The organism is Actomonas aquatica, assembly GCF_019679435.2.
In the GTDB taxonomy this organism is placed as follows: Bacteria; Verrucomicrobiota; Verrucomicrobiia; order Opitutales; family Opitutaceae; genus Actomonas; species Actomonas aquatica.
In genome coordinates this window covers 244,851-268,946 of record NZ_CP139781.1, presented here as the reverse complement: position 1 = coordinate 268,946, position 24,096 = coordinate 244,851, and the positions used below count along the sequence as shown (strand labels likewise).

Here is a 24,096-nt window from a genome sequence, read left to right as displayed (position 1 = left end):
GGACGCACCGTGCCGCTCCATGCCGCTAATCCCTCTCGAAGACAATTTCGACGACGTCATCAACAAGACCCAACGTGGGCTCGGAGTCTCCGACGAAGAACTCATCCGCCGCGCCGAGGTCAGCGCCGAAGACTTGGCCAAGGTCAAAGCCGGTGAGCCGATCATTGCCGTCGTGCGCCGTGTCGCCCGTCATCTGCGCCTCAATCCCAACGCCCTCGAAGCCCACGCCCGCCGCGAATGGTATCCGGAAATCCCGGTCTTCCCCCGCGGCTTCACCGCCTTCAACACCCCGTTCGAAGACATGACGGTGAACAGCTTCCTCATCTGGGACTCCCGCACCAAGGAAGCCGCCGCCTTCGATACCGGAGCTTCGGTCGACAGCATGATTGATGTGATCGAGTGCGACAAACTGCGCCTCAAATACATCTTCATCACCCACACTCACGACGACCACATCGCCGACCTCGCCCGCCTCGCCGACTTTGCGCCCAACGCCGAGATCTGGTCGCACACCGACGCCCCCGTCGATCATCCCCGCGCCCAGACCTTCAAGGAAGGCGTGCACTTCCACATCGGCAGCCTCGACATCAAAACCGTGCTCACCTCCGGTCACGCGCCGGGCCAGACCACCTTCTTTGTGACCGGCCTCAGCTGGCCGCTCGCCATCGTGGGCGACTCGCTCTTCGCCTCCTCCGTCGGCGGCAGCCCGACCCACTTCGCCGAGCAGCTGCGCAACGACCGCGAAAAGATCTTCACCCTGCCACGCGACACCGTGCTCGCCCCCGGCCACGGTCCCATCACGACCCTCGCGCAGGAAAAGAAGCACAACCCGGTCTTCGCCCACTGAGCGCCCGGCCCTCCACGCCACTTTCTCGTTCCAAACACCTTCCCCTTTAACCCACCACTATGTCTCAGAAAATCGGATTTGTCGGCGTCGGCCGCATGGGCGCCAACATGGCGCGTCGTCTTAAGGATCAGGGCTACAGCATCGCCGCAGTCTATGACACTGCCAGCAGCCTCGCTGCCGAGCTCGCCAGCGAGCTCAGCGCCACCCACGCCACCACCTTGGCCGATGTCACCGCCGCCGCCGACGTCATCATCACCGTCGTCACCGACGACGCCGCCCAGCTCGCCATCTTCGGCGACGAGGGTGATTCGCTGCTCACCGGTGCCGCCGGCAAGACCTTCATCAACTGCGCCACCATCACGCCCGCCACCCACGCCGAAGTGGAAAAGCGCGCTCACGGCGCCGGCGCCAAATCCATCGAAGCCTGCATGGCGTCCTCCATTCCCCAGGCCCGCCAAGGCACCCTCTATTTGATGTGCGCCGGTGACCGCGCCGTCTTCGATGAGCTGAAGCCCTTGCTCGACGAGCTCAGCAAGGACCTGCGTTACATCGGCCCGGCCGGCAGCGCCGCGCAGGTAAAAGCCCTCGTCAACATGGTCATGAACATCAACACCGCCGCGCTCGCCGAAGGTCTCGGCCTCGGTCAGGCCCTCGGTCTTGATCTCGACATGTTGCGGGAAGTCTTCGCCCAAACCGGCGCCAATTCCCAGGTCCTCAAGACCGACGGCGAAGACATGCAGAACCGCGATCACGAGTGCTATTTCTCCGCTTCTCACGCCGCCAAGGACAGCACCATCGCTTGGGTGCTGGGCTGCGAACAAGGCCTGAACCTGCCCCTCGCCGCCGCGACCAAACTGCAATACGAACGCCTCACCGCCATCGGTCTCGGCGCGCAGGACAAATCCGCTATCGCCGAACTCACCTTCAAAGGACGTCACGGCTGAACCCGCTTCGGGTGATTCCCCCCGATCGCCCTTTGATGCGTTTTCCAAACCCCCGAGCGGTAAACGGGATGTGAAATAGGTTCACCTCCTACCCGCCGGGGAAGGTTTGGGTTAGACTCCCCCGCCTGCACCCACCAAGGTTCCGCCCCATGGGTGCACTTCTTAGACGCAAAACGGCGATGATCCTCGCGTTGGCGTTTAGCTTGGCGGCTACCTTGGTCGCCCTCGCTTTCGACGAAGGGCTACGCGAAAAACTTGGCACCACCTACTGGGTGCTCGGTCTCGCCATCATCGGCAGCATTCTGCTGGTGCTCGCTGGTTACGTCTGGGATCGCACCCTCATGGAGCGGTTGCGGGAAATCAAACGCACCGCCGGCGAACAGGCTCAGGCCGCCGCCAAAACCAGCGCTGACGACTCCGCCTCAGTCGATTTCGACGACGACTTTCCTCAGGAACAGGACGAGATCATCGGCCTCGCCCGACAAATCGAACGCATGGCCCAAAGCCTCCAAAAAGTTGAGGCCAGCTACCGCGGGATCGTGGAGGATCAGGTCGACCTGATCTGCCGCTATCGCGCCGACGGCACCCTTACCTTCGTCAACGCCGCCTACGCCCAATTTTACGGCAAACCCCGCAGCGCCCTGCGTGGCCACCGTTTTCCGCTGATCGATCTCGGCTACCCCAAACGGGATTTCCAGGGCAACCTCCCCGACAAGGCCTCGTTCGAAGTGGACCTTGAGGGCGCCGAAGGCGAATCCAGTTACCTCTGGACCCACCGCGCCATCAAATCCCGCGATGGCCAGGTGCTAGAGTTCCAGGCCGTCGGTCACGACATCGGCGCCCGCAAAGCCGCCGAAGCCGCCCTCGTGCAGGCCAAGGAAGCGGCCGAATCCGCCGACCGCGCCAAGAGTGAATTCCTCGCCGTCGTCAGCCACGAGATCCGCACTCCCATCAACGCGGTCATCGGTTTTTCAAAACTGCTGCGCGAAAGCCCACTCAGCGCCGACCAACTCGAATACGTCACCAATGTTCACAGCGCCGGCGTGACGCTCGAGACGCTCATCGCCGACATTCTTGACGTCTCGCGCCTCGAGGCCGGTCAAATCGAAGTCAAGCAGACCCCCTTCGCGCTGCGCGACTGCATGCAGGAGATCGAGAACCACTTCAGCCCCTCCGCGCGCGATGCGGGCATCGCGTTCACTCTCAAAACCGACCCCTCCGTGCCGGTCATCGTAAACGGCGACCAAGCCCGTCTGCGGCAGGTGCTCATGAACGTCGTCGGCAATGCCTTCAAATTCACCGAACGCGGCGCCATCACGGTCGCCGTCACCTGTGCCCGCGGGGAAAATGTGCCCCACTCCGACCTCCGCCACCTGCGCCTCTTCTTTGCCGTCACCGACACCGGCATCGGCATTCCCGCCGGCCGCGTGAAGGACCTCTTCAAGCCCTTCAGTCAGCTCGATTCCTCCAGCACTCGCCGCCGCGGGGGCACCGGACTCGGCCTGGTGATTTCCAAGCGACTCTGCGAGCTGATGGGCGGAGCGATCTCGGTCGACAGCACTCCGGGCGAAGGCTCGACCTTCCGCTTCAGCTTTGCGCTCACCTACCAGCGCGGTGATTCCCGTCCCCCGCTGCCCACGTCGGACACGTCGCCGTCCTTCACCCCCTCCACCAGCTCCGCTTGAGGCGCCGGTCACCAAGGCGAACGAAACGCCAAATCCGGGAAAGTGTTTTCGGGACTTGCACGGTCTCCGGTTTGTTTGCAACGTCCGCCTCTCCCTGACTACGGCGCGGTAGCCAAGTGGTAAGGCCGAGCTCTGCAAAAGCTCTATTCGGCGGTTCGATTCCGCCCCGCGCCTCCAATTTTGAATCGGAATCCGATTCAAAATTGCCCGCCGAAGCTTCAGCGAAGGAGGGCGTTCCGCGACCCGACTGGCACCAACCGCCCGTCCCGCAATGTAGACCGCGAGCTGGCTCGCGCTAAACCTGCCCCACGGCCCTCACCCTGCCTCTCGGCCCCCGACCTACCCGCACCGCCGCCCCTCTGCCTCACCGCCGCCGCCGCCACTCGCCACGACGCCCCCCCCACAAGATTTTCGTGTATTTCGGCGCGGAGGTGGTTTCACTGCCCGCCTCGATGCCCACCACCATTTTCACCATCGCCAACCAAAAAGGCGGCGTCGGCAAGACCACCACCGCCGTCAACCTCGCGGCCGGTCTCGCTGAGCGCAAAATCCACACCCTGCTCATCGACCTCGATCCGCAGGCCAACGCCACCAGCGCCATCGGCGTGGAGAAGCAGGAGGGCCGCTCCCTCTACGGTCCGCTCAACGGCGAGGGCAGCGTGTTCGAGATGATCACCCCGACCGCCTACGAACACCTCGCCCTCATCCCGTCCGAGGAAGACCTCGCCGCTGCGGAGGTGGAGATTGCCCAATCCGACAACTACCTCGCCCGTCTCAAAGAGGTGCTCGGCCCGCTCAAAGCCTCCAACGGTTACCGCGCCATCATCATCGATTGCCCGCCCTCCATGGGCATGCTCTCGATGAACAGCCTCGCCGCCGCCGACCAACTCCTCATCGCGCTCCAATCCGAATACATGGCCCTCGAGGGTCTCGGCCAGATTCTGCGCAACGTCGACCGCATCCGCGATGCCGGCCTCAATTCCGGACTCAACCTCGGTGGCGTCATCATGACCATGTATGACGGCCGCACCAACCTCGCCAAACAGGTCGTCGAGGAAGTCCGCACCCACCTGCCGGACAAGGTATTCAAGACTCTGATACCGCGTTCCGTCCGCCTCAGTGAGGCCCCGTCCTTCGGTCAGCCGATTTTCGCCTACGACAATAACTCCGCCGGCGCCATCGCCTACCGCGAACTCGCCGCCGAGGTTATTGCTCGCTTCGACCTCACCAAACGCTGAACCGCCTGCCCCAGCGACCAGCACCCAGCCACCAGCCCCCAGCCCCCAGCTCCTAGCACCCAGCCACCCATCATGCGCCTGCTGGTCGCCAAATACCGCCACGTCTTCAACGTGGGCCTGCAGAACAGCATCGTTTACCGCTGGAACTTCGCCCTGCGCGCGGTGTTCTCGCTGGTTCACCTGGCGTTTGTGTTCATCCTCTGGGGCGCGGCCTTTCGCGGCGAGGACACCATCGGCGGCTTCAGTCTCGACCAGACGCTTACTTACTTCGTCACGCTGCTGGTGCTGCAGTTTTTCATCGGCGCCTTCAACGAGGACTACCAGATCAGCGAGGAAATCCGCAACGGGCTCATCAACCAGTTCCTGCTCAAGCCGATCAACTACTTCGCCTACCGTTTCACCTTGTTTCTCTCGGCGCGGTTGATCTCCGGTCTGCTCGCCCTCGTGCCGGTGGTGCTGTGCCTGCCGCTCCTCCAGGAGCACCTCACCTTCCCCGACGAAGCCTGGCGGCTCTACCTCGGCATCCCGGCCGCCTTCATGGCCGCGCTCATTCAGTTCAGCATCGCTTACGTGTTTGGCCTGCTGACCTTCTGGTTCCTCGAAATCCAATCCTTCGTCATCCTCTCGCTCGCGATCGAGACGGTGCTCGGCGGACAGATCTTCCCCCTCGACCTGTTGCCGGCGACCATCTTCCGCATCTCTCAATTCCTACCTTACTACTACCAGATGTATTTCCCGGCCGCGATTTTCACCGGCCGCCTCGATCAAGCCACCGCCATGGAAGGTCTCGCCATCCAGGCCATCTGGGTCGTCCTCCTGCTCGCCTTCGGTCAGTTCCTCTGGCGCCGCGGCCTCCGCCGCCACACCGCCGTCGGCGGCTAGTTTTCGGAGTTAGGATTTAGGTATTAGGATTTAGGATTTAGGATTTCTCCGCGATGCTGCACTACTTTCGACTCTGGCTGGCCTCCGCGCGCTACTCCGTCATCCGCTCGATGATGTTTCGCGGCGACTTCATCATGTGGTCGCTGGTCGAGCTGTTTTGGATGGCCGTCAACATCGCCGCCATCGCGGTCATCTACGAGCATACCGACGCCGTCGCCGGCTGGAGCAAATACGAGATGATCCTGCTCGTCGGCACCACCATGCTCATTCAGCGCATGCTCATGGGCTTCTTCTGGAGCAACCTCTTCGAACTCGGCCGCAACATCCGCACCGGCAACTTCGACTTCTTCCTGGCCCAGCCCGGCAACCTGCTCTTCATAGTCTCCACCCGCAAACTCGACCTCGATGGCCTGATCAACGTCTTTGTTGCCCTCGCCGTCGTGCTCTACGCGGTCAAACAACTCGGGATCGAACCGTCCTTTCTGCAGGTCGCCACCTACGCCAGCTTTGTGTTCTGCGGCCTCGCCATCAGTTACGCCATGCTGCTGCTCTTCGCCTCGATCAGTTTCTGGGCCATCGGTAGCCAGGGTCTCGAGGGCACCTACTTCACCTTCATGGAATTTGCCCGGCTCCCCCGCGAAGCCTTCCGTGGCGTCGCCAACGTCATCTTCGTTTGGGTGCTGCCCGCCGTCGTGCTCAGCAACGCCCCCGCCCGCGCGCTCATCGACGGCTTCGATCCGGTTTACGCGCTCTGGCTGGGGGGCGCAACCGTCGCCTGGCTCGGACTCAGCGTCACCGTCTTCCGCCGCGGCCTGCGCCGCTATTCCAGCGCCTCGTCCTGAGCGAGCGAACGCTCACCACGGTGGCGCGTTTCTTGGCCTTTACGCCGTCCGCACTTCGGTGTCCCATGCAGCGCTCTCGCCATGTCGTCGCCCGCTGAAACCCTGCAACAAAAGATCGGCTACCCGTTTCGGGATCCGCAGCTCCTGCGCCTGGCCCTCACCCACTCGTCTTGGTTGCAGGACCACCCCGAGGAAACCGAGAGCAACCAACGCCTCGAATTCCTCGGCGACGCCGTGCTGCAACTCATCCTCACCGAGGAACTCTACCGCCTCTATCCGACCGAGCGCGAAGGCGACCTGAGCAAACGTCGCGCCGCCCTCACCAAGGGCCACTACCTCGCCCGTCTCGCCCGCGAAATCGACCTCGCCCCGGCCTTGCTGCTCGCCGCCAGCGAGGAACAGATGGGCGGCCGCGATCGTCCCGCCGCCCTCGAAGACGCCTTCGAAGCCTTGGTCGGCGCGGTGTATTCCGATTCCGACTACGCCGCCGCCCGCACCGTGGTGCTGCGCCTCTACGGCGACCTCGCCAATCGCCTAGGCAGCGTCATCGAGCACGAGAACCCCAAGGGTCGCCTGCAGGAACGCGTGCAACCCGTGCACGGCAACAGCGCCCTCCGCTACCGCGTCGATCATGTGTCCGGCGAGGACCACGCCCGCGAATACGAAGCCCAGGTGTTCCTCCAGGGTGAATGTCTCGGCACCGGCCGCGGCAGCTCCAAGAAGAGCGCCGAGGAACAGGCCGCCCGCGAAGCGCTCACCTCGGCGACGATTCGCGCCCTCGGCGATTCCTGAGGCGCGCTTGCGCCAACGCCCGTCCTTCGCTCTGGTGGTTCCCTGCTCATGCCACCGCCGTCGACTTCACGCTTCCAACACACCGGGATTTGCCCCCCGGCGCGCGGCGTGGTGCTGGCCCAGGAGATCCAACAATCGGATACGCCGGTCTGGCTGGTCGTCGCCCCAACCCTGAAGCTGGCCGAGCAACTCGCCGAGGATCTCTCCTTATTCACCACCGCCAGCCAACACCCGCGCCAACCTGAGGTGCTCGTCCTGCCGGAGGCCATGCCCACCGACGGCGACATGCGCGAGGCCTTCGCCGCCTCCGCCGACCGCACCACCGTGTTGTCGAAGCTGCGCGCCACCCGCGGCACCAGCAAACTGACCTCGACCAAACACACGCCGTTGGTCGTCTGCACCTTTCCCGCCGCCCTCGTGCAATCCGTGCCCGCGCTCGAGCAATTCGCCGCCAACGAACTCGAGCTCAAACCCGGCGACACGATGGGCTTTCAGGCCCTGCTCGAGAAGCTCCACGAGCTCGACTACGACTCCGAGCCGGTCTGCGAATCCCCCGGTCACTACGCCGTGCGCGGTGGTTTGATCGACGTCTATCCTATCACCGCCAACGAGCCCTACCGCCTCGATTTTTTTGGCGACGAATTGGAGGAGATTCGCGCTTTCGATCCAGTCACCCAACGCTCCGGCGTCACCGTGCCGTCGATCACGTTGAGCGCCTCGCCGCGTCTGCAGTTTGATCCCGCGCGCACCGGCTTGAGCGATTATCTGTCGCCTTCCGCGCAGGTCGTGTTCCTCGAACCGCCCGACCTCGAGGTCGCCTTCAGCCAACTCGCCCAAGCCGATCCACAACGCGTAAACCCGGTCGTCGATGCCGTGCTCAAACGCACGACTCGCCTCGTCGCGTTGCAGGACCTCGATGTCGCCTCCTTTTGGTTCGAGCCGGGCGAGGCCACCGAATGCACCTGGGACAGCGAAAGCCTCGTCCATCACCGGCGTTACCCGAGCGACGGTCTGGTCGCGCAGGAGCGCCTCCACGCGGAAGCCGAGGCGCGACTGGAGTTCATGCAACGCCTGCTCGAATGGCAGCGCGCCGGCTACTCGATTCATTTCGTCACCGCCAAGTCCGGTGAGGAGCAACGCACCCAGGAGATCCTGCAGGAGGAGCCCGGCATCGCCGCGCTCAAACCGCACTTTGCCCGCGGCGACCTCAACGAGGGCTTCCGCATCACCTTCCGCGACGAGACCCGCCTCGATTGGCGCGGCTTCAGCAAAAAGACCAAGGGTCTGGTCGTGGTCTCCGAGACCGAAATCTTCGGTCGCCAACGCCCGCGCCGCCCCACCCCGAGCAAACGCGCCCTCGTGCAACGCGCTCAGGTCGACCAGCTCCTCGACTTCGCCGATCTCGTGGAGGGCGACTTCGTGGTCCACCTTCAGCACGGCATCGCCCACTACCGCGGCCTCACCAAGATCGAGACCCGCGACGGCACCCGCGAAGTCATTTCGCTCGAGTTCGACGACCATGTCACCCTGCACGTGCCGCTGCAGGAGTCGCATCTCATCAGCCGCTACGTCGGTCTCAGCAAATCCAAACCCCAGCTCGGCCGCATCGGCACCCAGCGTTGGGAAAAGGCGCGCAAAGCTGCCGAACGCTCCACCATCGACCTCGCCGCCGAGCTGCTGCGCATCCAAGCCGCGCGCGACGCCGAGCCCGGGTTTGCCCATCCGCCCGACACCGATTGGCAACGCGAGTTTGAGGGCTCGTTCCGCTTCACCGAGACCGCCGACCAGCTCAAGGCCATCAACGAAGCCAAAGCCGACCTCGAACGTGATCGCCCGATGGATCGCCTCATTTGCGGTGACGTGGGTTTCGGCAAAACCGAGGTCGCCATCCGCGCCGCCTTCAAGGCCGTGCAAGGCGGCAAACAGGTCGCCTTGCTCATTCCGACCACCGTGTTGGCACAGCAGCACTTGAACACCTTTCGTGAGCGCATGGCCGGTTACCCGATCGCCATCGAAATGGTGAGCCGCTTCCGCACGCGCAAAGAGCAGACATCCATTCTCGCCGCCACCGCCGCCGGTCAGGTCGACATCCTCATCGGCACCCACCGCCTGCTGCAAAAGGACGTGCAGTTCAAAAACCTCGGCCTCGTCATCATCGACGAGGAGCAGCGTTTTGGCGTGAAGCACAAGGAACGCTTCAAGGCCATGCGCGCCTCCATCGACGTGTTGTCGATGAGCGCCACGCCCATTCCGCGCACGCTCTACATGGCGCTCACTGGCGCGCGCGACATGAGCGTGATCGAGACTGCGCCGACCAACCGCCACCCGATCCAGACCATCGTCAAAACCTACGACGACAAAATCGTGGTCGACGCCGTGCGCCGCGAGGTCGCCCGCGGTGGCCAAGTCTTTTACCTGCACAATCGCGTCCAGACCATCGAGATCGTGGCCGCCCACCTCTCCGAGCTCATGCCGGAAATCAGGATCGGCGTGGGCCACGGCCAGATGGACGAAAAGACGCTCGAACGCCGCATGACCGACTTCGTCGCCGGCGACTACCAGATGCTCGTTTGCACCACCATCATCGAGAGCGGCCTCGATATCCCCAACTGCAATACGATCATCATTGAGGGCGCCGACCGCTTCGGGCTTTCCCAACTCTACCAGCTGCGCGGCCGCGTGGGGCGTTTTAAGCACCAGGCCTACGCCTACCTGCTCCTGCACCGCCACACCCGCCTGGTCGAGATCGCGCGCGAGCGCCTCAACGCCATGCGCACCCACAACCAACTCGGCGCCGGTTTCCGCATCGCCATGCGCGACCTCGAGCTGCGCGGCGCCGGCAACCTGCTCGGCTCGGAACAGAGCGGTCACATCGTCGGCGTCGGCTTCGAGCTGTATTGCCAGCTGCTGCGCCAATCGGTCGCGCGCCTGAAGGGCGAAAAGCAGGCCACCGCCATCCGCGCCTCCGTGAAACTCGACTTCGTTTTCGTCGGCGACGGCTCGGCGGGCGCGGACAAAAGTGGCCGTCATCAAGACGGTTACACCACGCTGCGCGATGCCGAGCACGCCGCCAGCGGCGCGGTCGCGGTCGAGTCCATCCAGGCCCGCCTGCCCGTCGGCTACATCGCCGAGACGCGCCTGCGCATCGATTTTTACCGCCGCCTCGCCATGGCGGGTTCGCTCAAGGAGCTCAAACAGCTCGCCGACGACCTCAAGGATCGCTTCGGCAAATACGGCGACGACGTGCGAGCGTTGTTGCTGGTCACCGAGATACGTATCCGGGCGGAACACAAAGGCATCGTGTCGGTCGAAACCGATTCAACCAAATTGAAGTGCCTGCGGGCCAGCGGTCGCCGCGATGACTGGGTCATGCATGGCAGCCGGTTTCCAAGGTTGACCGCCCCCAAGGCCCTTCTACGTTTACGCGAAATATCCACGTTTCTCGACAATCTGCCGACTATATGACGCATCCCCCTGCCACCCGGACTCGAGTCGGCCTTCTCGCCCTCATCGGTGCTCTGGCCCTCGGAAACCCTCTCTCTCTCGTCGCTCAATCCACCCCCTCCGCCCCCGACGATGGGCTGAACCTGCGCTTTGCCAACGGCATCGCAGCGGTCGCGGAAGGTGAGATCATCACCGTCGATGACATCCGGCGCGAAATCTCGCCGATGATCCCCGAGCTGCAATCCACGTCCCGCAACGAGGCCGAGTTCAACCGCCGCCTCGAAGCCCTCCAGGACGACACCATTCAGGCCCTCGTCGACCGCGTCCTCATCGTGAAGGATTTTTACTCCGACGAGAAACGCCGCATTCCCGTGGCCTACGTCGATAACGCCGTCGATGAGAACATCATCAACGAGTTTGAAGGCGACCGCTCCAAGTTCCTCGCCTACCTCCGCGCCCGCGGTCTCACCCTGCGCGAATACCGCAAGGAAGTCGAAGAGGACATCATCTACCAATACATGCGCGGCCAAAAGCGGAAGTCCGCCACCGTGGTCTCGCCGGTGAAGGTCCAGCAGTTCTACGAGGAGAACAAAGAAGAGTTCTACCAAGAGGACTCCGTGCACCTGCGCCTCATCCAGTTCTCCCGCAAGGACGGTCGCACCGACAGCGATCTGCTCACCCTCGCCGCCCGCGTGCAGGCCCGCCTCGACGTCGGTCATGAGTTTGAAGAGATCGCCAAGGAAGTGTCCGAAGACTCCCGCCGCTCCAAGGGCGGCGACTGGGGCTGGCTCAACCGCTCCGGCCTGAAGCCCGAGTTCAGCGATCCGCTCTTCGAACTCGAGCCCGGCCAAGCCACCAACCCGATCCTGCTGCCCGAGGGCGTTTACATCCTCTATGCGCAGGAGCGCAAATACGCTGGCATCCAACCCATCGATGAAGTGCGTGAGCAGATCGAGCGCATCCTCATCTCCCGTGAGTCCCGCCGCGCGCAGGAACAGTGGCTGGAGCGCCTCCGCCGCAACAGCTACGTGAAGCTCTACTGAGCCCACCGAGCACCTTCGCTTTCGAAAACGCCTCCCCGCAACGGGAGGCGTTTTTTTGTGCCGCCGCCCACACTGCCTCCGGGGTCAACGACCCCGGCTACAGCCCGACAGCTCCACCCGACCTTACTCCGTCGGCACGGACAGGGAGCTGCCGTTATCTTTGCGGCCGAGCTGCAGGATGAATGGCGCGGCGATCTTCACCCACGCGGCGGCATCCGGATGACCATCAGCGGCATCACCGACAAACGTGCGCAACATCTCGGTGGCGACCGCTCCGGGACTGAGCGCGACCGCCGCCAGCGGCTCCGGCAATTCCTGCGCCAGGGCCTGCGTCAGGCCTTCGACGGCAAATTTGGACGCACAATAGGGCGCGACTTGCGGTTTCGTGCGCCGCCCCAAACCGGATGACAGGTTCACGATGGTGCCCTTCCCCGCCGCGATCATTTCGGGCAGGAAGGCACGGATCACGTTGAACACGCCGTTGATGTTCACGCTCACCAGTTTCTCGAACTCCGCCGTGCTCACCTCCCACAAGGGACTCGGCGTGTTGATCAGACCGGCGTTGTTGATGATGAGGTCCAACGCGCCGTGCGTGGCCGAAACGGTCTCATGCCACACGTCGACCTTGCTGGCCTGCGACACATCCACGATGTCGAAGCGGTTCGGCTCCTTGGCCTCAAAACGCAGATCCAGAATCTTCTCCGGATCGCGACCACAGCCGATAACCGTATGTCCTTCCGCCATGTAGGTATCCGCCAGCGCGCGACCCAACCCCTTTGATACACCGGTGATGAGGATCTTCATGGTGGTTCAGTAGCGAGTAGCGGGTAGCGAGTAGCGAGTAGAAAACAGCCGGAAGGGCTGCTCAGAACCGTTTCGGTCTCCCACTCGCTACTCACTACTCGCTACTAGACGGGGCTACGCCCCGCCGACCTACCGGCTCTGCAGGCTGAACTTGTTCAGCCCCGCTTTGCGGCAGGCATCCATAAGAAAGGCGACCGTCTTGAGCGGCGTCGTTTCATCGGCGGCGATGAGCACCGGAATGTCGCGGTCGACGTCGCGCACCTGCCGCAACAGCTCCTCGACCTCGGCTTCGCTCACGACCTGCCCGTTGAAGGTGATGTCGCCTTCGTTGCTTACGCCGATGGTGACCGTGCCTTTAAATTCGTTCTTACCGGCCGTCTCCACCTTGGGCAGCGTGATGTTCAACGTCGCCGCCGACCGGAACTGCATGGTCACAAAGGCGAAGAAAATGAGCATCACCAGCACATCAATGAGCGGGAGCAGATTCATCTCCGGCCGTTTTCGCCGGCGTTGGTAGAGTCCGCTCATCGTATCAGCTTTTCGAGGACGCTTCGTCGTCCGCCGCGCCGAGGATGCGCTCCAAAATCACGTCGAGCTGCGCCGCGTAGTTTTCCACGCGTCGCTGCAACCAGCCACCACCCACCAACGCCGGAATCGCGATGGTGAGACCGAGCAGGGTCGCCGAAAGCGCCAGCGCCACGCCACTCGAAAACGCCACCGGATCGGGCAAACCCGTATCGCTGGTCAGCGAGGAAAACACCCGCAGCAGCGACCACACCGTGCCGGTCAGACCGAGCAGCGGCGCGGCGGCGTAAATGATGTCGAGATACGGCAATCCGCGCTCCATGCGGTTGAGCTCGAGCCGAGCAAAGGCCTTCACCGCGTCACTGTCGTCGGCATGCCGCTCGGCAAACTCGATGATGCGCGCCAGCACCGAATCACGGCCCCCGGCGTAGGCCCGGCCATCCACGATCGCTTCGACAAGGTCGTCCGGCATCACGGCATCGCGCCGCAGCGCGTAAGCCCGTTCACAAATGATGAAGACCATCGCCACGGAGCAGAGCCCGAGCGGATAGATCAGAATGTCGGCCCCTTTAAGAACGTCGAGGAGTGCAAAAATCATGAGAAGCAGCGCCGATAGAGACGCGGTGGATACAAAAAAGGTTCAGGAAAAATTCCTGAACCTTCGAAAAGCGTCAAGGGACGTGAGCCGTTCCTGATCAGACCGCCATGTAAGGCAAACCAGCGGCAAGTTCCTTCACCTGCGGCACCCCTTCGTGCAGCTCGGCGATGGCATCCCAACGACCGTTGAGCAACGCATCACGGGCGGTGTCGCGGATGCTGGCCGGGATGCTTTGGTCGCCGAAGCGCACGACCTGGGCATCAACGTCGATCGACACTTCGATCGCCGGATCGGCGGCGACCGCCGCGGCGACCTTGGCGATGTCGGCGCGGGCGGCGACCGCGCAGGGGATGCCGAGCGTGGTGCAGTTGCCGAAGAAGATCTCGGCGAAGTTCTCCGCCACGATACCGCGGAAACCATACTTCTGAATCGCCTGCGGAGCGTGCTCGCGGGAGGAACCGCAGCCGAAGTTGGCACCGGAGAGCAGGATGGTGGCGTCCTTGAAACGCGGGTCGTTCAGCGGGTGCGGCTTGTCGTTGCCGTCGGCGTCCTTGCGCACGTCGTAGAAGAGGTATTCGCCCAGCCCGTCAAAGGTGACGCACTTCATGAAGCGGGCGGGAATGATGCGGTCCGTGTCGATGTCGTTGCCGGGCACATGCACGGCCTTACCGGTGACGGAGGTGATTTTTTCGAGAGCCATGGAAAGAGGAGGAAAGAAGAAGTTGGCCCACGGAATACACGGACGACACGAAAGAGCGGGGTTTTCTTTTCCGCGAATTCCGTGTGTTCCGTGGGCGCTAAAGTTGCGGATTTAAACGGCGGCCAGTTCGCCCACTTCGAAGACTTCGCGAGCGTCGGCGACTTCACCGGTCACGGCGGCGGCGGCGACCATGAGCGGACTCATGAGAATCGTGCGACCCGTCGGTGAACCTTGGCGGCCCTTAAAGTTGCGGTTGGAGGAGGACGCGCAGAGCTGATCACCCACGAGCTTGTCGGGGTTCATCGCCAAGCACATCGAGCAACCCGCGCCGCGCCATTCAAAGCCGGCGGCGGAGAAGATCTTGTCGAGGCCGAGCTGTTCGCACTGGGCGGCCACGATCTGGGAGCCGGGGACGGCGATGGCTTTCACGCCGTCGGCGACCTTGCGGCCCTCGAGATACTTGGCGACTTCCTGGAAGTCGGAGAGACGGCCGTTGGTGCAGGAACCGACGAAGGCGACGTCGATCTTGGTGCCCTTGATCGGCGCGCCCGGCTCGAGCTTCATGTATTGCAACGCTTCTTCGATGGAAGCGCGCTCATCCACATCGGCCGCGGTCTCGGGATCCGGAATGTTCTGCTCGATGGAGATGCCCTGACCGGGATTGATGCCCCAGGTGACGGTCGGCGCGATGTCGGCCGCGTCGATGATGACGACGTCGTCGTAGGTGCAGCCCGGATCTGACGCGAAACCCTTCCAGCGCTCCACCGCCGCATCCCAGTCGGCGCCGGACGGTGCGTAGGGACGACCCTTGAGGTATTCGAAGGTGGTTTCGTCGGGGTTCACATAACCCACTCGGGCGCCGCCTTCGATCGACATGTTACAGACGGTCATGCGCTGCTCCATGGTGAAGTTGTCGAACACCGAGCCGGCGTATTCGTAGGCGTAACCCGTGCCGCCGTTCACGCCGAGTTGGGCAATGATGTGAAGGATGACGTCCTTGGCATACACGCCGGGCCGCAGCTCGCCGTTCACTTCGATGCGACGCACCTTGAGTTTACCCAGCGCCATCGTTTGCGTGGCCAGCACGTCGCGAATCTGCGTGGTGCCGATACCAAAAGCGATCGCGCCAAACGCGCCGTGCGTCGAGGTGTGCGAGTCACCGCAGGCAATCGTCGTGCCGGGCTGGGTGATACCCTGCTCGGGACCCACGATGTGAACGATGCCCTGCTTGCCGGTGCCCCGGTCGAAGAAGGTCACGTTGTTCTCCGCGCAGTTCTTACGCAGCTCGTCCATCATGGCCTGCGCCAGCGGATCCGCGTAGGGCTCGACCAATTGATCCGTGGGCACGATGTGATCGACCGTCGCAAAGGTGCGGGTCGGCATCAGCACCGGCAGGTTCAGGTCGCGCAGCATACCAAACGCCTGCGGAGACGTTACTTCGTGGATGAGATGGGTGCCGATGAGCAGTTGCGTCTGGCCGTTGGCCAAGGTTCGCACCGCGTGGGCATTCCATACTTTTTCAAACAAGGAAAGAGCCATGGTGGGCGGAGTCTGGATCAAGTGTGGGAAAGAAAAACCGCGAGGGTCGCTGTTTGGGGCTAAGAAATCAAAGAAACTCTTTGCTGAACCACGACCCCCGCGGTCACACAACTACTTGAACCGTGGTTAAGTTATCAGGTGATTGAATTAATAGGAAATACTTGCTCGGTCATTATTGATACCCGCCAGGCATCAACGGGCATGAATCGAGTTCATTTACGTCTCGTTTCGGCAGCTTAACTCCGGCCAAGACGGCGAATCTAAACCATTGGTAATAAACAGCCACGTGCTGAAATCCGGCGGCCTCCAGCCACCCGCACTGCGCTTCGGTGGTGGCGCATCGATCGGCCCGCATCCGCTCCACGGCCGCGTCAATTTCAGCATCGCTGCTGCCAAGTGCTTGCGCCGCACCGAGGTGGACCTGTTCAAAAAGTTTCTGCCCGTCCTGCGTCGGATGCAGCACCTGCTCGGCATTCACAAACAACCCACCCGGTGCCAGTCGCGTAAACACGCGCGCGAAGAGCCGCTGCTTGGCGTCGTCCTCCAGATGATGGATGGCGAGGGATGACATGATCACGTCAAACGGCCCCGCCGGCAGCTCGCCCGCGAAATCGGCCGCGACCGTCTCCGGCGACCAAGCCGCCAGCCGTTGCGAGGCCACAGCCAGCATGTCGGTCGAGCCATCCAACAGCACCAGCCGCCCCGGCTGCACGCGGCGCACCACCTGCTCGCTCAGGAGCCCGGTGCCACAGCCCAACTCCAATAACCGCGGATGCGACGGCGCGATCCGCGCCACCAACTCCGCCGCGGTCCCATAAAAGTCCTCGAAGCACGGCACCAAGCGGCGGCGCGGCGCATCGTAGGTCTGGGCATCCCATTGCTGAATCATGCCTCACGATATCAAATCTTGAGATAACTCGGAAATACTCATTTGGTCCTCACTAATGCCTCGTGAGTATCAATACGACTTCGAGCTCCGGCACCTCGTCTACTTTCGCGAGGTCGCCCAGATGCTCCATTTTCGGCGCGCCGCCGAGTCGTTGGGTGTCGCCCAACCCGCCCTCTCCCGTCAGATCGCACACCTCGAAAACGCCCTCGGCACTCCGCTGTTCACCCGCTCCCGCCGCCGCGTGGAGCTGACCCCTGCCGGTAAGCACCTTGCCGACCACATCGATCCCCTACTCTACCAATTGCAGCGCCTGCCCTCCGACCTGCAGGCGATCGCCGAAGGCGAGACGGGCACCCTGCGCGTCGGCTTCACGGGTCTGGCCATGGCCACCGTCCTGCCCGGCATCCTCCGCCAGTTTCAAAAAGCCCACCCCAAGATTCGCGTCGAACTCAACGAGTCGCCCACCTCCGCCCAGGTGGAAGCCCTGCGCGCCGGCAAGATCGCCTGTGGTTTCCTGCACCCCCACATGCTGCCCCCGGGCTTCAAAACCCGCCAACTGCTCTGCGAGCGCAACGGCGTCGTCCTGCCTGCCGACCACCCTGCCGCCAAACGCAAAACCCTGCGCCTGCAGGACCTCGTCGACGTGCCGTTTGTGCTCTTCCCGCGGCACCTCAATTCCAGTTTCTACGATCGCACGCTCGCGGCGTTCACCGCGGCCGGCGTGACCCCGCGCATCGCCGAGGAGGTGTGGCCCCGCGCCAACGCCATCGGTCTCGTGCGCGCCGGGATCGGCATCACCTTCATGTGCTCATCCGAGGCCCGCATTCTGCCGCCGGATGTGGTCTTCCGCCGCCTCACCGGTCCGACGCCTGAGAGCCATCTCACGCTCGCCTGGCGCGACACGGCCGACAATCCTCCGGCGCTCACCGCCTTCCTCGAAGCGGTGCGCAACGCCTGACCCAAGTCCTTCCGCCTCCGCCGCCTACGCAAAGGTGCGTAAGCGGACCAACGACCGGTTGACCCGGTCGCCTTTCGCCCCCGAACGTCTTAGGGGTGAGCCCGCGAACTCCGCCATCGATCTGCCGCGTCCCCCGCCCGTTTCCGCTCGCGGTCCCTCCGGGCATGTCGCAAGGGAATACCCTCGACCTTTGCCATGTTTCCGTTCTTCGCCGCGGTCTTTCTCGGAGCCTTCCTGCTGTTTCTCGTCCAACCCATGATGGGCCGTTTTGTTCTCCCGTGGTGGGGGGGCGCTCCCGCGGTCTGGACGGCCTGTTTGCTCTTCTTTCAAACCGCGCTGCTGCTGGGCTACTTTTACGCGCATTTGCTCAGCAAGCACCTGCCTCCGAAGCGCCAGTGGGTCGTCCACCTCGCGCTGCTGGTCGCCGCCTGTATCGCGTTGCCGCCGGTGCCGGTAGCCCCGGTCGCCGACGCCACCGACGCGCTGTCTCCGGTCTGGGCCGTGCTGGCCATGTTGAGCTCCACCATCGGACCGCCCTTCGTCATGCTCGCCGCGTCTAGCCCGCTCCTGCAACGCTGGTTCGCGCTGGGCCATCCGCAGCGTTCGCCCTACCGGCTCTACGCGTTGTCCAACGCCGGCTCGTTGCTGGCGCTGCTGCTTTACCCCGTGCTCATTGAGCCTTGGCTCGCTCGGGTCGACCAAGCCTACGCTTGGTCGTGGTTATTCGTCGGTTTCGCGTTCGCGATTGTTTGGGCGGGCTGGAAATTGCGACACGCCTCACCGGCCCGTGAGACCCCAGACGTCGCCGCGGAGGAGGATGCGCCAGCGGCGCCTTCGCTCCGACAACGTCTGGGCTGGATCGGCTGGGGCGCCCTTGGCACCGGCCTGCTGGCGGCCTCCACGTCCGCCCTCACCCTCGATGTCGCGGCGGTGCCTTTTCTCTGGATCGGCCCGCTCACCATCTACCTCGGCAGCCTCATCCTCACCTTTGACCACCCGCGTTGGTATCGCCGTGGCGTATTCGCGTTCTTGTTACCGGTGACTTTGCTGGTGAGTCTCGACCAACGGGTTTTCGCCTCCACCGCCCCGCTCGGCCAGTTGCTCATCACCCACCTCGCCGCCCTCGCGGTGGCCACCATGATTTGTCACGGCGAGGTCTACCGCAGCCGTCCCGCCGCTACTCACCTCACTGCATTCTATCTCAGTTTCGCGGCCGGGGGCGTGCTGGGCACCTTGCTCGTCGCCGTTGCCTCGCCCGCCTGGTTCAACTTCGACGTCGATCTGCCCGTTCTCTGGACCGCGGTGCTAGCGGGTTTCGTGCTGCAACTCACTCGCGAACGCGACCTGCGTCTAGCCCGCCTTCTGGCCGCCGGCTTCCTGGCCGCGTCGGTCCTCGCTCCGCTCCTGCGTCCCGTGGAAGAACCCGGCCTCGGCGCTCGCCTGCACCTGCTGCTCGATCTGGCGCAACAACACCCGCTCACCTTGGCCTGTCTTGCCGTGCTTGTGGTCGCGATCGATTTTCGTCTGCCTCCTGGCTGGGCTCGCCAATGGACGCGGCGCACCACCGTGGGTCTCATCCTCTTGGTGGCGTTTTCCGCGTGGCACACGGTGGGTAGCGCCCTGCGCCCTCCGCCCGGCTTGGTCGAGAGCCGTCGGGGATTTTTCGGGGAAGTTACGGTGACCGACTACCCCAGCGACGATCCCCGGGCCGCCAGCCGCTTCATGGGCCATGGCAACACCACCCACGGTATCCAGCTGCGCCACCCCGACTATCGTTCGTATCCGACCAGTTACTACAGCGAAGGCAGCGGCATCTGGCGGGTGCTATCCCGCGCCAATCAACAACCCGGCCGCCACATCGGCGTGATCGGGCTCGGCAGCGGCACCCTCGCCGCCTACGGCATGGCGCAGGATCATCTGACCTTTTTCGAAATCGATCCCAACGTGGTCGACTTGGCCCATACCCGTTTCACCTACCTCGCCGACACCGCCGCCGAGGTCGACGTGCGACTTGGTGACGGTCGCCGCCTGCTCGAACAAGAGGCCGCCGACACCAACGCGCCGCGCTACGACGTGCTCGTGCTCGATGCGTTCAGCAGCGACGCCGTGCCGGTGCATCTGCTCACCCGCGAAGCCTTTGCCACCTACCTGCGCCGCCTCGCGCCCGACGGCGTGCTGGTCGTCAATGTCTCCAACCGCCTCGTCGACCTGCGCCGCATTTTGGAGGCCCATGCTCAACACTTCGGCCTCACCCTCGCTCACCTGATTCATCGGCCCGAGGCCGACCGTTGGTGGGCATTCTCCAGCGAGTGGATCGCCCTCGCGCCCCAACGCGCCGCCCTCGACGACCGCGCCATCACCTCCTGGACCGGCCTCGCCGCGCCCACCGAACTCGAAGGTGTCACGTGGACCGATGAATTCGCCAGCCTTTGGTCCGTGCTCCGCTAATTTTCTCTTCCTCCTTGGTTATGCCCCCCGCCTCATCGCCATCCCTCCCCCACGCGCTTTCGTCGGCCATCAGGTTGAGTCGGGGTCTGCTCATTCTCGTATTGGTTCTGAGTGGCCTGTTCACGCCCGCAACACTTCCCGCCCAAAACGAACGCGGTCTGCCGCTCATTCAGAACTTCCCCATCCGCGACTACGAATCCCGCCCGCTGCTCTTTGGTGGGCGCCAAGGTCCGGACGGCCTGCTCTACTTCGCCAACTTCGGCAGCGTGGTCGTCTACGACGGCACCACGTGGGAACGCATCCCCGTCACCGATCGCCCCATCCTCGCCGTCGCGCCCGCCGCCGACGGCACCATCTACGTGTCGCCCATGGGCGACTTCGGCCGCATCCGCCGCCAAGTCGACGGCTCCTGGCGCTACGAGAGCCTCATCGAACAGTTGCCCGCCACCGTGCTGCCGGTCACCCAGATCTGGACCATCCTGGTCGAGGACGACGCCGTTTGGTTCTCCCTGCCCAATCGCGTCGTGCGCTGGGTGGAAAACGATGCCACCCAAACACGCATCTGGGATCGGCCCGGCCCCAACGCCCCCACGCTCCTGCGCCGCGAGGATTCGATCCAAATCTTCCAAAACGGCCGCGGTTTGGAGCGTTACTCCGACGGCCGCTGGACCGAACCCTACCCCGACATCCCGGAACTGCGCGATCCGCTCATGCGCGCCATCACCCACCTGCCCGGCTATCCACTCGTGCTGGTCATGGAAGATGCCACCGTCCATCGCTTCGACGCCCAGGGCAACCAGAGCACCTGGACGACCCCGCTGCCCCAACGCGGTGCCGGTCGCGTCGTGCGCTCCGCCGTCGGCACTCCAACCGGTCACTTGGTCATCGCCACCCAAGGCCGCGGCGTCTTCATCCTCGATCAGCACGGTGCCCTGCTCCACGAACTCGGCGAAAACCGCGGACTCATCAGCGACGTGGTCAACTTCGCCAGTCTCGACCACGAGGGCGGCGTCTGGCTCTCCCATCATCGCGGGGCTTCCCGCCTCGAACTCAACCCCCACGTCACCGTCTTCGGTCCGGAGAGCGGGTTCGGCGCCGAGACCCTCACCAACTTCATCTCCCACCGTGGTCGCGTCTACGCCATCGGCGAGGACGGGCTCTACTGGGTGGAACCGGCCACCGACGACGAACCCGCCCGCTGGGTGCGCCTGCCGACCGACAACGACACAGTGCGCAATCTCTACTCCGACGGCGAAACCCTCTTCGTCGGCCGTTCCCGCCACCTCGCCGTGCTCCGCGACAACAAGCTGGAAAACATCATCGAAACCCGCCCCGCCGCCATCGGCATCGCCCGCCAAGGCAACGTGCTGATGGTGGGCAACGACCTCGGCTACTTCCTCGCCCATCAGGTCAACGGCGAGTGGATCGAATTCGCCCGTAACCAGGATCTGCATACGCCGGTGGTCTGGCTCAAACCCACCGAACCCGGCGTCTGGTGGTTGGGCACCATCACTCGTGGTGTCGTCCGCCTCACCTTCGCCACGCCCGCCGCCGAATCCGCGCCCACGCCTCGCTTCTACGGCGTTGCCGATGGCCTGCCGCAGGACGGTGGATCCGCCATCGTCGAGAACGTCGGCAGCGAGATCTTCACGGTCACCCAGAATCAACTCTACCGCTACGACCCGGCCACCGACCGCTTCGTCAAGCCGACCGAATACCGCATCGATGGTCAGGAGATCATCTCCACCACCGCCATCGGCTCCGATGATACCGGCCGTCTCTTTGGTCAGTTCTTCACTGCCCTCGCTCCCCACCAGCCGCGGCTTGGTTGGTTCAGTTCCGCGCAGGATCCGGACGCGCCTTATGCCTGGCACGGCCTGCCCGCCGCCGCCGCCAGTATTCTTGGTGTCAACGGCGCCATCGATGTCTCCGCCGCCCCCCGCGCCAATGCCGAGACCTTTTGGTTTGGCGGACCCGACAGCATCGTGCGCATGGAACGCAACGACGGCATCGAAGCCTCCGCGCCTCCCACCGTGGTCATCCGCGAGGTGAGCCGCGGCGGCGAATCCTGGCTGGCCGCGCGCGAAACCCGCACCGTGCGTCCCTTCTCCCGCCAAGCCCTGCGTATCCGCTTTTCCTCTACGAGTTACCGCAACGGCAGCACGGTGCGCTTTCAGCACCGCCTCATCGGCTTCGACGACGAATGGTCCGCGCCCGATGCCCGCGCCGAGGTGTCCTTTACCAACCTGAGTGGTGGTCCCCTCACGTTCGAGGTGCGCGCCGTCGATCACCGCGGCATCACCGGCGAACCGGCCCGGTTCCGGTTCACCATCCGCCCCCCGTGGTTCCGCGCCCCCGCCATGATCGCGCTCTACCTGCTCGCCGCCGGCGGCGCAGTGATGGGCTTCGTGCGCTGGCGCCTCGCCCGCGGCGAGCGCGAACGTCAACGCCTGGAGGACCTCGTGTCCTCGCGCACCGCCGAACTCGCGGTCGCCAAGGAACAGGCCGAGACCGCCAACCGCGCCAAGTCCTCCTTCCTCGCCAACATGAGCCACGAACTGCGCACGCCCCTCAATGGCGTGATCGGCTACGCCCGTATCCTCCAGCGCAATACTACCCTCGACGAAGCCGGCCGCGAACAGGCGCGCATCGTCACCTCCTCCGGTGAGCACCTCCTGCGCATGATCAATGAGGTGCTCGACTTCTCCAAAATCGAAGCCGGCGCTCTCAACCTGCACATCGGCCCCTTTGATCCGTCCGCCCTCCTGCGTGACATCGCCGCCGCCGCCCAACCGCGCGCCGATGGCAAGGGGCTGCACTTCGAACTCATCACCACCGATCGCCTGCCGCCGCAGGTGCTGGGCGACGCCCAGAAGCTGCGCCAGGTCATCGACAATCTACTCAGCAACGCGATCAAGTTCACCGCCCGCGGTCGCGTCTCCCTCGAGGTGTCCTGCCGCCCGGCCGCCGACGACCGCACGCGCTTTCAATTCCTCGTGCGCGACACCGGCGTGGGCCTGTCCTCACGCGATCAGGCGACGCTCTTTCAACCTTTCCAACAGGCGGCCGACGGTCGCCCCCCCGAACCCGGCACCGGCCTGGGCTTGTCCATTGCCCAACGCCTCGTCGGCCTCATGGGCGGCGAAATCACCATCGAGAGCGAGATCGGTCGCGGCAGTGATTTCGCCTTCGCCATCGCGCTTGAGAACCTGGAGACACCGGTGCTCTCCGCGCCGGTTGGCAGCAATACCAACCTCGCCGGTTACGAAGGTCCACGCCGTCGCGTGCTCATCGTCGACGACGTTGAAACCAACCGCCGCCTGCTCGCCGACCTGCTCACGCCCCTCGGTTTCCGCGTCGACACCGCCATGAGTGGCGCCGCCGCCCTCGCCCGCCTGCGCGAAGCACCGGCCGACGCCGTCATTGTCGACTTGCGCATGCCCGACATGGACGGCCTCGAACTCACCCGCAAGATCCGCGCCGACGACTCGCGCCACCCGCTGATCATTCTCACCAGCGCCTCGGTGATGTCCTTTGACCCTCAGGTCGCTTTCGACGCGGGCTGTGACGACTTCCTCGCCAAACCCTTCGACGAAGAGGACCTCCTGCGCCGCCTCGCCCAACGCCTCAACCTGCAGTGGATCCGCGAACGTGACACCGACTCCGCCCCGCCGTTCGCCGACAGCGCCGCCATCGACGGTGATTTGCCAGCCAGCGAAGCATGGCAACACCTCCGTGAAGCCGCCGCCCGCGGCGACATTCGTCGCCTGCGCACCGCTCTGCACCACCTCCGCGAATCCCCCAAATTCGACTCCGCGCTCGCGGCCGAGCTCGAAGACCTGGCCAACCGCTTCCAAATGGATCGCCTGCGCCAGCGCATCGCTGAGCTGATGCCGCGCGATTGACCCGCCACCCGAT

Annotated in this window: 18 protein-coding genes and 1 tRNA gene; 13 read left to right on the top strand and 6 right to left on the bottom strand. The window is 64.1% G+C overall.

Features of this window, described 5'->3' with window-relative positions; all coding sequences use genetic code 11:
- Positions 1-19: 19 nt before the first annotated feature.
- The 10 genes from K1X11_RS01050 to K1X11_RS01005 all read left to right on the top strand — a co-directional run bounded on the left by K1X11_RS01050 (position 20) and on the right by K1X11_RS01005 (position 11,717).
- Positions 20-847, top strand: a complete 828-nt coding sequence (locus K1X11_RS01050; protein WP_221028989.1) for an MBL fold metallo-hydrolase — start codon at positions 20-22, stop codon at positions 845-847.
- Positions 848-906: 59 nt separating this feature from the next.
- The gene (locus K1X11_RS01045) at positions 907-1,791 is read left to right on the top strand and encodes an NAD(P)-dependent oxidoreductase (protein ID WP_221028990.1); all 885 of its coding nucleotides are present in this window, start codon (positions 907-909) and stop codon (positions 1,789-1,791) included.
- A 149-nt stretch (positions 1,792-1,940) separates the two neighbouring features.
- Positions 1,941-3,476 carry a PAS domain-containing hybrid sensor histidine kinase/response regulator gene (locus K1X11_RS01040; protein ID WP_221028991.1) on the top strand — a complete coding sequence of 512 codons (1,536 nt, stop codon included), beginning with the start codon at positions 1,941-1,943 and terminating at the stop codon, positions 3,474-3,476.
- A gap of 102 nt (positions 3,477-3,578) precedes the next feature.
- Positions 3,579-3,653 (top strand) — tRNA-Cys (locus K1X11_RS01035).
- Between the two features lie 275 nt (positions 3,654-3,928).
- Positions 3,929-4,714: a ParA family protein gene (locus K1X11_RS01030; RefSeq protein WP_221028992.1), complete on the top strand. Its 786-nt coding sequence runs from the start codon at positions 3,929-3,931 to the stop codon at positions 4,712-4,714.
- Between the two features lie 72 nt (positions 4,715-4,786).
- On the top strand, positions 4,787-5,596 hold the full coding sequence (locus tag K1X11_RS01025; RefSeq protein ID WP_221028993.1) for an ABC transporter permease: 810 nt from the start codon (positions 4,787-4,789) through the stop codon (positions 5,594-5,596).
- A gap of 53 nt (positions 5,597-5,649) precedes the next feature.
- Entirely contained in the window at positions 5,650-6,438 is a 789-nt protein-coding gene (locus tag K1X11_RS01020; protein WP_221028994.1) for an ABC transporter permease, read from the top strand.
- An 81-nt stretch (positions 6,439-6,519) separates the two neighbouring features.
- Positions 6,520-7,230 (top strand): ribonuclease III, encoded by a 711-nt coding sequence (gene rnc, locus K1X11_RS01015; protein WP_221028995.1) that lies wholly within the window; start codon positions 6,520-6,522, stop codon positions 7,228-7,230.
- A 48-nt stretch (positions 7,231-7,278) separates the two neighbouring features.
- Positions 7,279-10,695 carry a transcription-repair coupling factor gene (gene mfd / locus K1X11_RS01010; protein WP_221028996.1) on the top strand — a complete coding sequence of 1,139 codons (3,417 nt, stop codon included), beginning with the start codon at positions 7,279-7,281 and terminating at the stop codon, positions 10,693-10,695.
- The gene (locus tag K1X11_RS01005) at positions 10,692-11,717 is read left to right on the top strand and encodes a peptidylprolyl isomerase (RefSeq protein WP_221028997.1); all 1,026 of its coding nucleotides are present in this window, start codon (positions 10,692-10,694) and stop codon (positions 11,715-11,717) included. The genes mfd and K1X11_RS01005 overlap by 4 nt, the downstream gene beginning before the upstream one ends.
- Positions 11,718-11,840: 123 nt before the next feature.
- On the opposite strand, the gene K1X11_RS01000 is transcribed toward K1X11_RS01005, so the two are convergent.
- The 6 genes from K1X11_RS01000 to K1X11_RS00975 form a co-directional block, all read right to left on the bottom strand.
- Positions 11,841-12,521: an SDR family oxidoreductase gene (locus K1X11_RS01000; protein ID WP_221028998.1), complete on the bottom strand. Its 681-nt coding sequence runs from the start codon at positions 12,519-12,521 to the stop codon at positions 11,841-11,843.
- Positions 12,522-12,650: 129 nt separating this feature from the next.
- Entirely contained in the window at positions 12,651-13,049 is a 399-nt protein-coding gene (locus K1X11_RS00995) for an ExbD/TolR family protein (protein WP_221028999.1), read from the bottom strand.
- A gap of 4 nt (positions 13,050-13,053) precedes the next feature.
- On the bottom strand, positions 13,054-13,644 hold the full coding sequence (locus tag K1X11_RS00990; RefSeq protein WP_221029000.1) for a MotA/TolQ/ExbB proton channel family protein: 591 nt from the start codon (positions 13,642-13,644) through the stop codon (positions 13,054-13,056).
- A 97-nt stretch (positions 13,645-13,741) separates the two neighbouring features.
- Positions 13,742-14,344 carry a 3-isopropylmalate dehydratase small subunit gene (gene leuD / locus K1X11_RS00985; RefSeq protein WP_221029001.1) on the bottom strand — a complete coding sequence of 201 codons (603 nt, stop codon included), beginning with the start codon at positions 14,342-14,344 and terminating at the stop codon, positions 13,742-13,744.
- A 111-nt stretch (positions 14,345-14,455) separates the two neighbouring features.
- On the bottom strand, positions 14,456-15,883 hold the full coding sequence (gene leuC / locus K1X11_RS00980) for a 3-isopropylmalate dehydratase large subunit (protein WP_221029002.1): 1,428 nt from the start codon (positions 15,881-15,883) through the stop codon (positions 14,456-14,458).
- A gap of 172 nt (positions 15,884-16,055) precedes the next feature.
- Positions 16,056-16,772: a class I SAM-dependent methyltransferase gene (locus tag K1X11_RS00975; protein WP_221029003.1), complete on the bottom strand. Its 717-nt coding sequence runs from the start codon at positions 16,770-16,772 to the stop codon at positions 16,056-16,058.
- 55 nt (positions 16,773-16,827) lie between these two features.
- Between K1X11_RS00975 and K1X11_RS00970 the strand changes: the two genes are divergently transcribed.
- The 3 genes from K1X11_RS00970 (at position 16,828) to K1X11_RS00960 (ending at position 24,083) form a co-directional block, all read left to right on the top strand.
- Entirely contained in the window at positions 16,828-17,730 is a 903-nt protein-coding gene (locus K1X11_RS00970; protein ID WP_221029004.1) for a LysR family transcriptional regulator, read from the top strand.
- Positions 17,731-17,925: 195 nt separating this feature from the next.
- Positions 17,926-20,178, top strand: coding sequence for a fused MFS/spermidine synthase (locus K1X11_RS00965; protein WP_221029005.1), 2,253 nt, complete (start codon positions 17,926-17,928; stop codon positions 20,176-20,178).
- Between the two features lie 20 nt (positions 20,179-20,198).
- Positions 20,199-24,083: a response regulator gene (locus tag K1X11_RS00960; RefSeq protein WP_221029006.1), complete on the top strand. Its 3,885-nt coding sequence runs from the start codon at positions 20,199-20,201 to the stop codon at positions 24,081-24,083.
- Positions 24,084-24,096: the final 13 nt, after the last annotated feature.